The organism is Limnothrix sp. CMB-01, assembly GCF_055193175.1.
Map to the genome: position 1 here is coordinate 3,658,418 of NZ_CM143720.1, position 15,700 is coordinate 3,674,117.

At 57.0% G+C, this 15,700-nt stretch carries 12 protein-coding genes and 1 tRNA gene; 8 read left to right on the plus strand and 5 right to left on the minus strand.

All coding sequences use genetic code 11. The features are described from left to right. Window positions 1–38: 38 nt before the first annotated feature. On the plus strand, window positions 39–716 hold the full coding sequence (locus ACZA91_RS15055) for a vWA domain-containing protein (RefSeq protein ID WP_099532458.1): 678 nt from the start codon (window positions 39–41) through the stop codon (window positions 714–716). 273 nt (window positions 717–989) lie between these two features. On the opposite strand, the gene ACZA91_RS15060 is transcribed toward ACZA91_RS15055, so the two are convergent. Next, window positions 990–1,910 (minus strand): NF038130 family PEP-CTERM protein, encoded by a 921-nt coding sequence (locus ACZA91_RS15060; protein ID WP_190531060.1) that lies wholly within the window; start codon window positions 1,908–1,910, stop codon window positions 990–992. 593 nt (window positions 1,911–2,503) lie between these two features. Next, window positions 2,504–3,040 (minus strand): adenine phosphoribosyltransferase, encoded by a 537-nt coding sequence (locus ACZA91_RS15065; protein ID WP_099532461.1) that lies wholly within the window; start codon window positions 3,038–3,040, stop codon window positions 2,504–2,506. A gap of 362 nt (window positions 3,041–3,402) precedes the next feature. On the opposite strand from ACZA91_RS15065, the gene ACZA91_RS15070 reads away from it, so the two are divergent. From ACZA91_RS15070 to ACZA91_RS15100, 7 genes are all read left to right on the plus strand, one after another. Then, complete coding sequence (locus ACZA91_RS15070; protein ID WP_099532463.1) at window positions 3,403–4,038, plus strand: DUF3038 domain-containing protein; 636 nt, start codon at window positions 3,403–3,405, stop codon at window positions 4,036–4,038. Next, window positions 4,035–5,513: a DUF4335 domain-containing protein gene (locus tag ACZA91_RS15075; RefSeq protein ID WP_463183129.1), complete on the plus strand. Its 1,479-nt coding sequence runs from the start codon at window positions 4,035–4,037 to the stop codon at window positions 5,511–5,513. Before ACZA91_RS15070 ends, ACZA91_RS15075 begins: the two co-directional genes overlap by 4 nt. An 86-nt stretch (window positions 5,514–5,599) precedes the next feature. Continuing rightward, the gene (locus ACZA91_RS15080) at window positions 5,600–6,925 is read left to right on the plus strand and encodes a CAP domain-containing protein (protein ID WP_463183131.1); all 1,326 of its coding nucleotides are present in this window, start codon (window positions 5,600–5,602) and stop codon (window positions 6,923–6,925) included. 174 nt (window positions 6,926–7,099) lie between these two features. Further along, window positions 7,100–7,975, plus strand: coding sequence for an aldose epimerase family protein (locus ACZA91_RS15085; protein WP_463183133.1), 876 nt, complete (start codon window positions 7,100–7,102; stop codon window positions 7,973–7,975). 67 nt (window positions 7,976–8,042) lie between these two features. Further along, window positions 8,043–9,506, plus strand: coding sequence for an AAA family ATPase (locus ACZA91_RS15090; RefSeq protein WP_463183134.1), 1,464 nt, complete (start codon window positions 8,043–8,045; stop codon window positions 9,504–9,506). Beyond that, window positions 9,503–10,474: a hypothetical protein gene (locus tag ACZA91_RS15095; RefSeq protein ID WP_463183136.1), complete on the plus strand. Its 972-nt coding sequence runs from the start codon at window positions 9,503–9,505 to the stop codon at window positions 10,472–10,474. The genes ACZA91_RS15090 and ACZA91_RS15095 overlap by 4 nt, the downstream gene beginning before the upstream one ends. A gap of 322 nt (window positions 10,475–10,796) precedes the next feature. Then, window positions 10,797–10,869: transfer RNA gene (locus ACZA91_RS15100), tRNA-Thr, on the plus strand. 41 nt (window positions 10,870–10,910) lie between these two features. Here ACZA91_RS15100 and ACZA91_RS15105 read toward each other — a convergent pair. The 3 genes from ACZA91_RS15105 to murG form a co-directional block, all read right to left on the minus strand. Continuing rightward, on the minus strand, window positions 10,911–12,587 hold the full coding sequence (locus ACZA91_RS15105) for a glycosyltransferase family 39 protein (RefSeq protein ID WP_463183138.1): 1,677 nt from the start codon (window positions 12,585–12,587) through the stop codon (window positions 10,911–10,913). An 85-nt stretch (window positions 12,588–12,672) separates the two neighbouring features. Further along, window positions 12,673–14,604 (minus strand): hypothetical protein, encoded by a 1,932-nt coding sequence (locus ACZA91_RS15110; protein WP_463183140.1) that lies wholly within the window; start codon window positions 14,602–14,604, stop codon window positions 12,673–12,675. Further along, window positions 14,601–15,692, minus strand: coding sequence for an undecaprenyldiphospho-muramoylpentapeptide beta-N-acetylglucosaminyltransferase (murG, locus tag ACZA91_RS15115; protein ID WP_463183142.1), 1,092 nt, complete (start codon window positions 15,690–15,692; stop codon window positions 14,601–14,603). Before murG ends, ACZA91_RS15110 begins: the two co-directional genes overlap by 4 nt. Between the last annotated feature and the right edge of the window lie 8 nt (window positions 15,693–15,700).

Consider the following 15,700-nt stretch of genomic DNA (forward strand, 5'->3'; position numbering starts at 1 on the left):
AGTCATTTTCGTCGCTTCCGTCGTGTCTAGAAGTTTTAATGGTGTCTGGAAATTTTGACTTTGAAGAGGCGATCGCCTTCGCAGAAAACCCAGAGCCGCGCTGCCCTTGCGTGCTGCTGCTGGATGTCTCAACCTCCATGCAGGGCGCGCCTTTAACCGCTCTGGAAGCTGGCTTGCAAGCTTTCCAGGCTGATCTCAACGGCGACTCCCTAGCAGCGAAACGGGTGGAAGTGGCGATCGCAACCTTTGCCGATCGGGTGGAAGTGCTTCAAGACTTTGTGACGGCCGATAGTTTTGAAGCGCCTCGGCTCCGAGCCGGCGGCATGACCTACATGGGAGCTGCAATCCATGCGGCCTTGGATTTGCTGCGCGATCGTAAAGCCCAGTATCGCAGCAATGGCGTGGCTTACTACCGTCCTTGGATTTTCTTAATTACTGACGGTGCGCCCAGTGATGATGCGGAAGTGCTGGGAGCCGCCGCCACCCGAATTCGCGATGAAGAAGCCCGTAAAGCACTCGCCTTTTTTGCCGTGGGTGTTGAAGGTGCAGACATGGAGCGGCTGGGATCCCTCACGGTGCGATCGCCCCTGAAGCTCAAAGGTCTCAGCTTCCAGGAGCTGTTTCTGTGGCTTTCGGCCAGTATGCAGCAAGTATCTCGATCGCGCCCCGGCGAACAGGTTCCCCTCCCTTCCCCCACGGGTTGGAGCGAAGTTTAGCGATCGTCAACTGGGCAGATTCAATATCAGTCAGTACTGGTCAAAATTGGTCAGTACTGACTGCTCAATCCTCTTTAGGCTGGGGAGGATGTCAATACTCAATTCAGATTGCCAACTACAGTCAAAATCAGCGATCCCAGACCCGATCGCTGATCCCCGAGAATCAAAATCAGACTCAAAACAAGTCCCAAAACGAATGGGGGGTGATACCAAGTTCATGGCATCACCCCCCATTTTTCAGCTCAATTTTCAAGAGCGACTTTCTGAGGCGAATTAGGCGCGGTTTTGGCGACGCTTTAGCGCCACCCAGCTACCCACCGCAGCCAAACCAACCATCAAAGACGGCTCCGGCGTGGCGGCCGGCGGTTCCGGCAACTTGCCTTGGAACTGCACCAAGTAGGTTCCGTTGTGGGACTTGCCATCACCCGCTTCCACCTGACCAGAAGCGATCCCCTGACCACCGTAGCGGACAGTTTCTTGCCCATCGTAAAGCACCTTCACCAGCTCGCTGGCTTGCAGCTTCACCCCTTGCGTTCCCAGGGCCTTGATGACGTTGCTGTACTGAGTTTTTTGAATATTCGTCAGGGTTTTGCTGGTGGCAATCAGCCCCGACACAATACTGGTCACGTCCATGTGACCCGCTAGACCCACCGAAATCACCCCGCTTACCAGGTCTTGGTTCACGAAGGCGACGTTCGGGTCACTCAGCCTGGCCAAAGCAGCATTGGCTTCCGTCGTGTTGGAGGTGAAATAGCCAACCGCTTCTGACAGAAAATTACCGGTCAAAATGCTGCTAATGCCGTTTTGGGCAGCCACATCCGTCAGCCAAGCTTGGGTAAATTGGGCTGTCCAGTCGGACTTAACCAGGCTGCGGAACTCAATGGCTTGACCATTCAGAGTGCCAGTGAGGGTGCTGTAGGTACCGCTCAGGAACTTGGCTAGACCGGGTGCAGTTTCGCTGTCTGCGAATAGCTCGACGTTGCCACCCGGCGCGGTCAAATCCCCTTGCAGGGCAGTGCCGAGGTTGCTGTTATCGCACAGAAAGGTGTTGGTGCCGTTCGAGCAATACACCAGGATATTGCCGGTGGTGCTGGCACCTTGGAGGCTGGCGGCGAGGGCTGGTGCTCCGGCAAACAACCCCACGCCAGCGGCCATTGAGGCGCTTACGACCAGTTTGGGGAAAAGTCCAACCATGTTTTCGACTCCAACAGTCTTGAGCTAACTTGGGCTAAAAATTTTGGGCTTGTTTTTAAGGAGCACCCAGCTAGGACGCGCTTGTTTTTGCGCTGGTCAGCCATCAGGGTTTTGGGCGCACTGGGCTGACTTAACCTGCTACTGATGTAATCCTATGGGAAGGGCCAGGGCGATTAGGTAAAGACTGGATAAAGTTGTGCAGATGGTTCTTAAGGAGTTGATGAAGTTTTGCTGAAAGCTTCGATGATTGATCTTGATCACACCTTGCGATGGGGATCTGAGATTGATCTCTTTGATCGTTGATTTCGATCACACATCACATGCTCGGATGAATCAAACAGAGTGAGTTTGCGAAAAAAATCGCAATGAATAGACCATTCCAAAGCAAGTCAAGAAAATAAGGTTGCCAATACGCATCTCGATCAAGTTGCTAAGAATGGTTAAGAGTTACCAATCGGAGTCCATCCCAACTGGTCACACCCAGTCAACATTCTTGCTCAACAAACCAATCTTTAGTTCCTAATCTCCCGCTCAACGAACCAGCGCTGATTCAGGGCCCAGTCAAAGGGGTGAGGAGCCGGTCAATTTGCTGATCAATAAACCAGCACTGATCGAACCGGCACATCGGGCAGGCGATCGCGCCCCTTCAGGTCTTGGAGTTCAATCAAAAAGCCATAGCCCACTAGGGTTGCTTCGATTTGATGGATCAGTTGCCCAGCGGCGGCGGCAGTGCCCCCGGTGGCGATTACGTCATCCACCACCAACACCCGTGAACCGGGGCTGATCGCATCTTGGTGAATTTCCAGGCGATCGCGCCCATATTCCAAGTCATATTCCACACCATGGGTGGCGGCGGGTAGTTTGCCCGGTTTGCGCAGGGGCACAAAGCCCACACCCAAGGCCAACGCCAAAGCCGGGCCGAACAGAAACCCGCGCGCTTCGATGCCGGCCACAAAATCCGGGCGTAGGTCATGACATCGATCGTGTAGGTGATCCACGGCCTGTTGCAAACCATCCCGATCACGCAGAAGGGTTGTAATATCTCGGAAAACAATTCCGGGCTGTGGAAAATCAGGAATAGCACGAACCAGACGATGCAAATCCGTCGGCTGGGATTGGGGTGTGGTCATCTGAGTTTTCTCCAGGAGATTGCCTAAAACTGCTTAAACTGGTGGGGATCATTCGGCGGAATCATGGCGAAGTTCAGTGTGAAATTCAGCGCGAAATCAGTATCGCTGAATTGCAGGGCTGAATTTTGCAACCGATCGTCCGGGGGGTGGTGCTTACGGGATGATTGCAGGATTGTTCAGAGTCCGATCGCCCAAGTGGCACAGGCTGCCTGATCCTTCCCGATCGCCCCAGATCCCTGGGGTCTTCGTTTGGGCGGGATTGACCCCCAGCCCCCGCAAGGACAATTGGACGGATTGACCGATGGATCGAAATGATTTTCTAATCAATGGTTTCATTGAATTGCTGATGTGATTCTGTGCCGATGACTTCTTCGAGTGCAATGTTTGCCGATCGATCGCCTGTTCCCGCAGATTCACCGGAGATCCCGCCGATTTTGGAGCGGTTGCCCAACCCGCCCGTGAAAGATGGTGAATGTCCCCGGCGGGCCCGCCAACAACTGGACTTGATGCTCCTGGCGATCGAAGCCCTTGATCTCAGCGGGTCTGAGGCCATTCTTTACTGTGCCCAAGAGCTGGGAATCACGAGCGTGGTTGGCACAAAGGTTAACCTGTGGCGACTGCGAGCCACGAATCCTTTGCGGCGGGCGGTGCAACGGCGGCCCCTGAGCTTGAATGAGGCCAAGGCCCTGACCACGATTGTGGTTTATTTGGCCAAGCGACTGACGGTGCTGATTCGGCAATTACTTCTGGCTTGCGAGCGGCTGGAGGAGCAGGATCTATCCTTCGAGCACCATTTTCGGCTGGCGGATTATCTGGAGCGGTTCCGGGCCCACTTCCGGGCCCGGATGAATCCACGCCGATCGGCCGTGACGGTTTACAACACCGACGAGGCCCTGAATACCCTGGCCCTCCGCTTGCTGGAACAGTTACTGTACTGTTCGTCAACGGCGGGGCTGGAACGCTTTTGGATTAGTTTGTTTGACGGAGAAGTGGCGTGACAATTCAACGACAGTACAGCTTGCCCAATTGTGTCCTGACCCTGGAGGGCATGGATTCATTGGCAGAGGTGGGGGAAGCAAGACCGACTTTATCGGTGCTGTTGACGGTGAATTGTCAGTTTCCTGCCCATGGCCAGGGATTTTTGTGCGATCGCAGCTTTTTTGAGCGGTTTGCCCAGGTGGTGAGTCAATACGCCCAGGGTTGCTTCAGCGGCATTCAATCGCCCCAGTTACCCACAGCGATCGATCCCAGTCAGCCCAATGTGGCGGTTGTGGCAGCCGATGGAGGCAAACATCGATTGTTGGTGATGCCGCCGCCGAATCCGGAGGGGCCCGGCGATGGCCCGCCGCAGCCGATCGAGCTATTGCTGACCCCGCTGCAACTGTTTGACTTGGTGGAAACGATCGACCAGTTCTACGGCGATCCCAAAACCTTGCCCGACATCCAGCAGGTGTTCTCTCCGGTGTCTCGCCATGACCTGGTGCAGGCGGAACCGCTGGTGCAACGGGCGGCTCCCGTGGCCTTGGGCGCTTCCGGGTTGGCCGTGGCGGCGGGGTTGTTGTTCATGTTGCCCGTGCCCAAGGTGCAACAACCCAAGGATCTGTTGCGGCCCACGCCCACACCCACGCCTCAAAATCAGTCGGCCTTGCCCGCGCCCTCACCGGCCACCGCCCCCAGCCCCACCAAACCCCAAACCCAAACCCGATCGATCCCGGCGGCATCCCCAGCCAGCACGAGTGCAGCCATTCCCCCCTCGTCGGTTCCAGTGCCCTCGCCCCTGGCCGGAGAAGGAGCCGATACGCTGTTGACTCCTGCTAAGCCGGTGACGGATCCCAAACAGTTGGCAGCCTTGGAGCGATATCTCCTCGGTCAGTTGGATCAGGCTTGGACCGATCGCCAGAATTTGGCCCTGACCCTGAACTACCGGGTGAGCGTGGGCGAAGATGGCTCGATCGTGGGCTATTTGCCGGAAAACGCCATGGCCCAAGAGGCGATCGCCCGTACCCCGTTGCCCAAATTGCTGTTTAAGCCCCTCGATCGGGCTAATACTGGGGAACCCCTAGCCACTTTCCAGGTCTCCTTCAGCGCTGCCCAGGGGGTGCAAGTGATCCCCATGGAATCGGTGAACGCCAGCAATGCCGCTGTTAACCGAATTCAGAATCCCAGCCTCAGCGACGCGATCGCCCGTGAAACTGCCCGCGCCCAGCTCGAAAAGAGCTTGCAAACCGCCTGGCAGGGCAAATCTGCGCCCAGTATGCCCCTGATGTATGACGTGCGCACCAACGCTGTTGGCATCGCCGTAGACGCGGATCCCGCCAATCGCAATGCGGCCCAAAAACCCTTCCCCCTGGGCCCATTGCTGAACCCAGCCGCCAGCGCCATCAAAGGCGACAACGGCAAGGTGCAACTGGCTCCCTTGGCTCAGTTTCGAGTGGTTTTTTGGCCCGACGGGTCGATCGATGTGCGTTCCTAACCTGATTCTTGGGGATTTCCTGGGTATGTTGGCCTTGGGGTTAGGTCGATCTCTGGGTCGATCGCTGGGTTAATGGCTGGGTTGATTTGGCTCAAGCACCCACACCGACTCGATCGCCCCAATCCCAATCCTCCATTCCCCTGGTGTTCCTAGCTATGGCTGGTCTTTCTCCCGAAGGATTTTTTGATCTGAGTACCGGTAACGATAACTACACCGTTCCGGCCAACTTGCTCGCCACCGCCCCCCAAGGGTTGCGGGCCCTGGAAGGTGCAGACAGCGTTCAAGGTTCCGAAGGGGGCGATTTTATCTATGGCAACTTGGGCAACGATCGGCTGCGAGGCAACGGTGGAAACGACAGCCTGTTGGGCGGTCGCGACCAAGACGACCTCGATGGCGGGCTGGGGGATGACCTCGTGGCTGGGAACTTGGGTAACGATTGGGTTGCGGGTGGCGACGGCAACGATACGCTAGTGGGAGGGCGCGATTCCGATCTGCTCCTGGGCGGGGCGGGCAATGATTTCCTGAGCGGCGATTTGGGCAGCGATGTGCTGATCGGCGGTGCAGGAACCGATACCTTCAGCCTGCGGGGTGATGCCACTGGTCTCAGCAATGTGGACGTGGTGTTGGATTTTGATCCCACGGTCGATCGCCTGCAACTCAACAATCTGAATGCCAGCGATATGCGCTTCCAAGCCACCAGCTATTCCCTCAGCTTCCTGGTCAGTCTCCTGCAAGGCAGCAGCGGCATCTTGCCTCCGGGTTTAACCCTGCCGGCCAATGCCACCGCCGCCACCATTCGCCAAACGATCCAGAGCACCGTGGGCGTGGACATTGATCCCGACGGCGACGGCTCCATTACCGGCACGCTAGTGACCAATGCGGCCGGTCAAGAAATTGCCTTCTTTTTGGGGGCTACCCCCGATGCTGTGGCCCGCGCGGCCGGTACTACCACCAACAACGGCGGAACCAGCGGCGGCGGAACCAGCACCTTCACGAACGACATCCTCACCACCCACAACAGCTATCGATCAGCCGTGGGCGTTGCTCCTCTCACTTGGTCAGACTCCTTGGCCAGGGATGCCCAGGCCTGGGCGAACCAGTTGGCATCCACCGGAGCCTTTAACCATGCCCAAAACACCGGCCAGGGCGAAAATTTAGCCCGAGGAACCAGTGGGGCCTATTCCACCAAAGCGTTGGTGGATTTGTGGGGAGCCGAAAAGCGGTTTTTCAAGCAGGGAATTTTCCCCAACGTCAGCACCACCGGCAACTGGGCCGATGTGGGACACTACACCCAAATCGTTTGGCGCAATACAACGCAAGTGGGCTGCGGTCTGGCCTCGGGCGGTGGTAACGATACCTTGGTTTGTCGCTATTCACCGCCGGGGAATTTCACTGGTCAAGCCCCGTTCTAGTCGCATGACAAGCGGATTTTGATAGGTCAGTCCCAATGACTGTTGCCGCCGCCAAACGGTTAGGCAGCAAGGAGCTTAAGCCCCTTGTGATAACGACTGATCCCGCAACCTTGACCCTATGAACTAGGGCAGCCCCGCTCTAGCCTCTGCCACTCATTCAGGATTCAGAACCTCATGTTTCAAGTTGAAGAATTAGCTGAACAGTGGCCGGTCTTTCGCTTGACCGATGGGGCTGCCCAGTCCGTTTTGGAAGTGGTTCCCGATCGCGGCGGCATCATCACCCGCTGGGCAATTCAGGGCCAAGAGTTGCTTTATCTCGATCGCGATCGCTATCAAGATCCCAACCTCAGCATTCGTGGCGGCATCCCCATTCTGTTTCCCATTTGTGGGAACTTGCCGGACAATCGCTATCAGCTACCCAGCGGAGAAACGGGCATTCTCAAGCAGCATGGTTTCGCGCGCGATTTGCCTTGGATGGTCACTGGCTCCGACTTGCGCGCCGCAGCGAGCATTACCCTCACCCTCGATGCCACGCCCGCCACCCTCGCCGTTTATCCCTTCCAGTTTCGATTGGATTTCACCTATCGATTGCAGGGCAATCAGTTAGAAATTATTCAAAACCATCACAACTTGGGCGATCGCCCCATGCCCTTTTCTTCTGGGTTGCATCCCTACTTCAACGTGGCGGATAAATCGGCCCTGTCGATCGATCTTCCTGTTACTGAATATTTTGATCAAAAGCGCCAATCAACTGGGGCGTTTGATGGCAATTTGGATTTTGAGCAAGATGAATTAGATCTGCGATTTCCTGTGGTCGATCGCCTGTCGGCCACGGTCACAGATCGTCAGCAACAACAAACCCTCAGCCTGGAGTTTGATGCCAGTTACCGCACCTTGGTGTTTTGGACGTTGAAGGGTAAACCTTTCTATTGTCTGGAACCCTGGACAGGGCCGCGCAATGCCTTAAACACGGGCGAACAATTGCTATGGCTTGATCCCGGTGCGACTCACACCAATCAGGTGTGCTTACAACTGCAACATAACTGCTAGAATTATGGCCGCTCAGCGGCTCTCTATTTTCTGTTGATGTCGTCAGTTCGCGATGAGTTCTTGATCGATGATGCTCACGCCCGAGGAGTTTCAGCAACAATGGACAGCCCTGCTCGATCGGGTGGAAACCTGCACCACTGAAAAAGCCTTAGAAGATCGAGTTTTGACCCCGCTGCTGATGCTGCTCGGCTATGACAAAGCCGATGTGACCCAACAGGTTCCCTTTGGGCGAAAACGAGTTGATTTTTTAGTCAAGGCCCAGCAAGCGGCTCCCTCTAGCCACTATTTGGTCATTGAGGCCAAAGCGCCCCACAAATCGATCGCCCACAATAGCTGGCAACTGCGGGAATATCTCCGTGAATCAGGCAGTTTGTTGGGCCTATTAACCAATGGCAATCAGTTCAAGTTGCTCTATAACGATGGTAGGGCAATTCACATTCTGTGGGAGTTTGAGCGAGCCGATCTTTACGATAACTATCGGCTGCTGGGATCGTTGCTGTGGCAGCGCAATTGCGATCGGGTCATGGCCGCCTTTGCCGATAGCCATCGAAAGGTTCATCACCAATTCATTCGGGCGATCGCGCGGCTTTCTCACGATCCCAAAATGATGAGCCTGTTGGCGATTCACGATCGCCAAACCTCAGACCCAGAACCTCAACGGCGAGAGTCTATGATCATCACGGTTTTTAACAACAAGGGTGGAGTCGGTAAAACGACACTCACCATCAACTTAGCCGCTGCCCTAAGCCAAATGGGCAAGCGAGTTTTGCTGATTGATATTGATGCTCAGGCGAATTTAACCACCGGCCTCGGAATTGATCCCCTGGAAGATATTGAAAAAGCGGGACGCAAGGATATTACCCACCTGCTGACGGAACCCAAAACCACGGCCGCCTCCGTCACCATCAGTAAACGTTGGGGCAATGTGACTTTGGATGTGATTCCTTCCCATATTCGGCTTAGCAATATGGAAAATCAGCTCATTCAGTTAGTGGATAGCGATCGAATCCTGGCCAAAAAACTCAAAAACCATGACTATGATTTTGTATTCGTTGACCCACCGCCCTCCTTTGGGAAAGTGAACCGAATTTCTCTGATGGCTTCGGCGGGAGTTCTGGTTCCCACGCAGCTTTCCCCCTATCCCATTCGCGCCTTGGAGTATGTGCTCAGCCAAGTGGAAGAGGTGGGGCAATTCCGAGAAACACCCCTGCCAATTGTGGGTATTGCCGTCAGTATGTATGATCGCCAGTCCAAGACTTTTAATCAAGCGATGGTGGATGATTTGAACGCCAAGCTCGATCGGCTCCCGGGGGGCGATCGCACGGCGCTTTTTCGCGAGGCCACTTGGGTTCCTCGGTTAAATGTTTTGTCCAAATCCCAGTCGAAAGGCTATCCTCTTTGCGCGGCTGATTTTGATGAGAATCTGGGATCTCAGGATCGCAATTCCGTTGAAAATGCCCTGGCGGCCTTTGAAAATTTGGCCAAAGATTTGATTCAAAAAGTTAGTGTTGGCGCTGAACCTAACCCATGAGCGATTATCAAGAACGTCGCCGCCTGATTCGCGAAAATTTGAAGATTCAACCCGTTAACCATGGTCAGGTTCATACCTGTTTGGTGGGGATGCGATCGCAACCGAAAATTTCACCCGATCGCTATGAGGAGCTGCGGTGGAGTTTGCAGAATCACAACAGCAATTTGATCCCGATTTTGGTTCGCCGCACCGATCAGCTTGGGGATGAAGTGGAATATGAGGTAATCCACGGGGCTGATTGGGTGGTGGTGGCCAATGATTTAGACATTGGGATGCTGTGGGCTTGGGTTTTTGACCTGAGTGATGCGGAAGCGGCATTAGCCCAAGAAGAGCTAGCGGTTTTGTTAGAAGGCGATCCCCCGTCGGCCTCGATTGCCAACCCCGACCCAAGCCCTCAGCCAGTTGTAGAACCAGGTATCGATCCAACTTTTGGCCAGCGCCTGGAAGAACAATTAACCCAACGGTTGGAGCAACTCCTCGATCAAAAACTAACCCAGTCTCTTGCGGGAGTGACCGTTGCCGATCGCCAGGCTTTGGGGGATGCCAACTCAGCGCAAACATTGGCCAAGCTAGAAAGCCAAATGACCGATCTCAGCCAACAGTTGGCAAACCTCAGCCAGACTGGGAACCCGATCGCGCAGCCACAACCACCCAGCCCCACAAGCGAAACCAGCTCCAGCAGCGCCGCACAGGAAATAGTTGCTTCTTTGGAGCGATCGATCCATCGCCTTTGCGAAGTGGTGACCGAAGGATCAAAAATCACCCTGACGATCGAGCCGCCGGCCAAGTCGCCAGCCCCAGTTGTTGATCCCCAGGAAGCCGAACTGCGGAAAATTTACAGTGTGGTTGCGTTGGCCAAGCTCAAAACCCTCGCCAAAGATAAGGGGATTGCGGTCAGCAGCAAGGCGAAGGCTGAGGAAATTATTGAGGCCCTGATTGAATCCCATCGCCCATCGGTCGCGCCCTAGTGGCATGACAGGCTTAATACATTGGGTCAAAGTTACGGAGCCAGTCGTAGTAACAAGGGGCTTAAGCCCCTTGCTGCCTAACGATTTGGTGGCGATAACAGCCATGTAATTTAACCCAGCGAATTAAGGCAGCCACGCTACTAGGCTCAATTACATTTGGCCTTGGGCTAGTGCTGAGTGAGGACGGGCAACACTTGGCGCGCAAGACTTGGCGAGATCGATCGGGGCAGTTTCCGCAAACTTCATCAAACTTCATCGCCACCCTTGAAGCGTGATCGGTTGTGGGTTAAAGTATCAAACGTCATCCCTAGGATGGCCAATCGCTGGCGTAGCTCAGTTGGTAGAGCAACTGACTTGTAATCAGTAGGTCAGGGGTTCAAGTCCCCTTGCCAGCTTCTAAATCGGGTTAATCAGGTAGCTCCACGATCGGGCCGGCCTAGGAGTCCTTGGTGGCTTCTAGCAGTTGTCCGCGCTCAACGGTGGGGGCAATTTGCCAACCCCGGCCCTGTAGGGATTCCAGGATTTCGCGGGAGGGGCGATAAAGCCAAACCCGATTGCCCAAGGGCTGGTCCGCCAAATCAGCGGGCGATCGCACGAATAGAAACTGCACGGCGGGATCGGTGCGATAGCCCAGGCCGATCGCCCGGCCCACCTTTTCCGGCCCCGTCAGCACCCATTGGTTAGGGCGGTTGGCCAGGGCGGCGGCCACCTGACCATCGTAAAAACTGCTGTATTTGTTCCACCAAGTATCCGCTCGCACCATGGCGATGCTGGAAGCAAGGCTAACCGACACCAACAGCACGGTAACGACTTGACCCACTCGCCGGCCATATTGCCCCGCCAGGGAACGGGAAGCGCGTGGCGTGACCCAAAATTCCGCCAAACTGTAGGCCACTGCCAAAATTACCCCGATCGAGGGGCCCAACAAAAAACGCGGCACGGTCGATCGCTGCCCCCCATCAATCAAGTCGGGAATTGCCAGGGCCAAAAAGGGCACAGCCAACCCACAAAGCACCAAGCATTTCGCCGCTTCATTGGCAAATTGGCAGAGAATCCGGAAACTCCAAACCACCAAGCCCCCCACTGGCAACAGCACGCCCCACCAAACCCAGCTTGCCAATTGGGCTTCGTCTTGGCCCGTTTCCACATTCACCAGCCGATCGCTCGTCAGGCCCTGCACATCCGCAAACAAACCCACCAAGCCAATCAACCAGCGCCGGCCGATCGTCAGCCAACCCACATCGCGCCCCACCCAAGCCATGCCGTCAAAGTGGATCAAATAAACCACCAACCAAGGCAAAAAGGCCGCACTACCCAGCGTCGCCGCGATCGCCCAAGCACGCATTTGACGATTCCAACGAAACCGTTCCAGCCAGGTCATCCACAGCCCATGGCCAAAAATCGTCAGTGCAAAGGTGGGGTGAGCATACAAACCCAGGGCGATCGCCCCGCCATAGGCCAGCCATCCCCGCTGCACCCGTCGCAGTCGGCCTGCCGGGTCAAAGGCGCGGGACTCATGCCAAGCCCGCTGCACCCGCACCAACAGGGCCCCGGACACCAACACCAACAACACCACTAGGCTATATTCCCGGGCCTCTTGGGCATAGACCAAGTGCAGCGGCGACAGACTCAGCAGCAAAACCGACAGCAGCGCCACGGCCCAAGAGCGGAAGAGTTCCCAGGCCAACCAAACCATGGCCGGAAAGGTGAGCCAACTGATCAGGGCAGCAGTCAGACGAATTTGATCGATCGCCCGGCCGCCAAACCCGGCTAACACCCTGGCAAATCCATAGAACAGGGGGGGATGTTGGGGATTGTCCGTGGCCAGGGCCACGGTGGTGGCTCGCAAGCCCTCCAGCAGATTTTGATTGGCGGGCAGGGTTTGGAACTGCATCAGGTCGGCCATGGTCACCGGCTGGCGAGCGCTGGCGGCCCGAGTGGCCCAAGCCACGGCGGTTTCCTTGCCCACGCCGGCCACCCGCATGGCGCTATGGATTTCATCAATCCAGTGAAATTTCTGGGACAAGTTGGTGACCCGCAACCCCAGGCCCAGCCCGATCGCCAGAACCAAAACCAGGGACAGCAGCCAGCTCGATCGTCTTAGGGCATACATGGCAAGGTTAGGGGCAACGGCAAAGGGGCAAAATCGCTCATGTCTAGCGGTGCTCAGCGAAATCAGGCGGGTGGCCGAGGGCTAATCAACGGCTGGCCGCGACGGCCACCTTGGCTAGGCATTTCGCATCGAGAACCACCAAATCCGGTTGTTGATAGGCCTGACAGGGGTGATCGGGGGCTAAAAAGCTGCTCAGGGCTGGCTTTTCGCCGCGATTGAGGCGATCGAGCGCCTCCTGTTGCACCGGTTGAAATTGGCGTAACCAGCGGTTAGCCCGCCGCTCCTTTGCGCTCAGGTAATCGATCGTGAAGGTGTCGCGATCGAGCAGCCAAAAATCAATGCTGTATTGCTGATTGAAGGCCAACACCGCTGCCAGATTTGGGCTATAGAGCGCTTGCAGCAGATCCATCATCCGTTGTCGAAACAAGCGGTAATAGCCCCAGTGGTAAGGAATGGCATATTCACGGGCCACCAGAACTGATCGCCCGGCAAAGGTGGGCAGATTATCGGCCTCTTTGGCCAAGGACGCAACCCGCAGATCCACCGGCTGGGTCGCAAAAAATTGGTACAGGCCCGGCGATTCTCCCGCGACGTAGTTGGCCTTGGGGAAGCGTTTCAGGCTGAGGGGATAGAGTACTGCGCCGCTGAATAGCCCGATCGCCAAGAGCACCGCTAACAAGCGCTTGAACCCTCGGCCAGTACATGAGGCTGGGGGCATCGCTGGGGTTGAGTCTGGGCTAGGGAATGGGGCGTGGGCTTCGGGGTTGGTGAATTGGGTGCTGATCACTGGATCAGTTAAGCCAGGACGCGATCGACCAGCGCCCAAAAGTTGATCCAGCAGCAGCGTCAACACCAAGGCCGCCGCGATCGGCAACATCATCCGAATGCTGTGTTGGGTGTAGCGACCGGGTAGATGGAGCCGAAACAGCAGCAAATGGGCCAAGGTATAGCAACCGATGCCAGAGGCGAGCCAAATGGGCAACAGGGCCAGACGATCGCTCAGTTGTTGACCCAAACGCCAGCGATCGCGCTGCCACCAGACCACCGGCAACAGCAACCCCAAAACCAAGGTGGCCGGTGTGAATGGATCCTTGGGCAACAGGCTGCTGCGTTGCCCCAAAATCCAAAAGTCAAACCAGTTGTCATCAAAAAAGTTGGCCCGGCCGCTGGAGAAAAATTCCGGGAGCGATCGTGCTTGGCTGACGGTCACCACGGGGCCATAGTCCGAAGCTTGCAAGGCATAGAGACCCAGAACAGCGATCCCCGCAATCCCACCGCCCAGGGCCAGCCGATCGCGCCGCTGAGTCAGGGTGGCGGCGGGGCCCCAAGGGCTGACCATTAGCGCTCGCAATCCGGCCGGCCACTGCCAGCGCCAGCGCCAACACCAGTCGATCGCCAAGATACCCAAGGCCACCAAGACGTATTGGGGATAGAACAGGCCCAGCAGCCCGATCGTGCCCAAAACCCAACCCAGGCTGGAGCGTATCCAACCCCAGGCAAAGGCTAAAAACAGTGGGTAGAGGAACGATCGGGGGGTGGCGGAGGCCAAGTCATCGGTCATGGCCAGCACTTGACTGGTGAGCACCGATCCCAAAAATCCAGCCACCGGAATCGGCAACAGGGCCGTGGTTAAACCAAAAGCCAACCCCGCCACCACCAACCCCAGCCCGATCGGCAGAATTTTGCTCACCGCCAGCGGATTCAACCCCGCCCAAGCCAGCAACCGGTAGAGGGTGCGATAGCCTTCCGGGGCCACGGATTGGAAATAGTCCGCAATCCAATCCTGAGGAAAGAGGGTGGGGTCTAGCCAGCGCTGCATCCAAAACACATGCTGGCGGGCATCGTCTTGGACAATGTAGGGGCCGCCTGTGGCCTGGCGATAGCCGGCCCAGCCAATGGCCAGGGCGATCGCCCCGCTGGCCAACAGCCAGCCCCACCAATCGCGCCGTTGGGGCTGGGCCGGAAACAGCCAGCACCGGAGCCGATCGCTCCAAGGGGTGAACCGTGGGGCCGTCATGGGCGGCGGGCTGCGCGGTCGATCGCCGCCGTCATCAATTGGGCCAACTGGGCGGCACTGTCGGGCACAGCCAGGGCGCGGGCCCGCTGGGCCATGGTGTCCAGGCGCGATCGATTCGCCAGCAGCTCCAAAACCAAATCCCGCAGGCGATCGGGAGACAGTTGCCCCTGAGGAAACACCTGTGCTGCCCCCGCTTCTACAAAGACTTGCGCATTAAACGTTTGGTGATCATCCGCCGCAAAGGGATAGGGCACCAAAATCGAAGGGGTGGCGGTGGCGGCCAATTCCGTTAGCGTGCCTGCGCCCGATCGACTAACGGCCAAATTGGCCCGCCCCAGCAGGCTGGCCATGTCGTCATAGAAAGGAAGGGCAATGTATTGGGGATGTTCCAAGCTGGCCGCATCCGGATCCCGATCGCCCGTTAAATGCACCACCCAAGCCCCCATCGCAAACCAAGCCGCCGCCACTTCCCGCACCAACCGATTCAGGGCCACGGCCCCTTGGCTGCCGCCGGCCACCACAATCAACGGCGCGTCCTCCGGCACGGGCAAGGCCAGCGGTTCTGGCTTCCAGAATCGATCGCGGGCCGGTGTGCCGGTACAGAGGGCCGCAATTTTTCGTTGGCGTAACCGCTGGGCCGCCGCCTCAAATCCCACGGCCACCGTGTCGCACCAGGGACCAAACCAGCGCGTGACCCGGCCAGGAATGGCGTTGGACTCGTGCAACACCACGGGCAACCCGAGCGATCGAGCGGCCACAATGGCCGGCCCGGCAATGTATCCCCCGGTGGTCAGCACGCCAGCAAACTGCCCTCGCTGCAACAGCCGACGCACCGCAAAGACAGACTTCACCAAGCCATAGGCCGTGGCCAGGGTTTTCCAGCTCAATCGCTCCTGAAAACCGGTCACCGGAATAGTGTGCAATGGAAAGCAATCGGGCACCAGCTTGGTTTCCAGGCGATCGGGCACACCAAGCCATTCGATCGTCCATTGATCGGTCAACTCTTGGGCCGCTGCCAGCGCCGGGAACAGATGCCCCCCCGTGCCACTGGCAGCCACTAACAATCGCTGCGGGGCGGTTGCTGTCAAACCGTTTC

Excerpts from the sequence above, each read along its gene's own strand:
- ACZA91_RS15055 (WP_099532458.1), top strand. The coding sequence starts at position 39 with ATGGTGTCTGGAAATTTTGACTTTGAAGAGGCGATCGCCTTCGCAGAA.
- ACZA91_RS15060 (WP_190531060.1), bottom strand. The coding sequence starts at position 1,910 with ATGGTTGGACTTTTCCCCAAACTGGTCGTAAGCGCCTCAATGGCCGCT.
- ACZA91_RS15065 (WP_099532461.1), bottom strand. The coding sequence starts at position 3,040 with ATGACCACACCCCAATCCCAGCCGACGGATTTGCATCGTCTGGTTCGT.
- ACZA91_RS15070 (WP_099532463.1), top strand. The coding sequence starts at position 3,403 with ATGACTTCTTCGAGTGCAATGTTTGCCGATCGATCGCCTGTTCCCGCA.
- ACZA91_RS15085 (WP_463183133.1), top strand. The coding sequence starts at position 7,100 with ATGTTTCAAGTTGAAGAATTAGCTGAACAGTGGCCGGTCTTTCGCTTG.
- ACZA91_RS15090 (WP_463183134.1), top strand. The coding sequence starts at position 8,043 with ATGATGCTCACGCCCGAGGAGTTTCAGCAACAATGGACAGCCCTGCTC.
- ACZA91_RS15095 (WP_463183136.1), top strand. The coding sequence starts at position 9,503 with ATGAGCGATTATCAAGAACGTCGCCGCCTGATTCGCGAAAATTTGAAG.
- ACZA91_RS15105 (WP_463183138.1), bottom strand. The coding sequence starts at position 12,587 with ATGTATGCCCTAAGACGATCGAGCTGGCTGCTGTCCCTGGTTTTGGTT.
- ACZA91_RS15110 (WP_463183140.1), bottom strand. The coding sequence starts at position 14,604 with ATGACGGCCCCACGGTTCACCCCTTGGAGCGATCGGCTCCGGTGCTGG.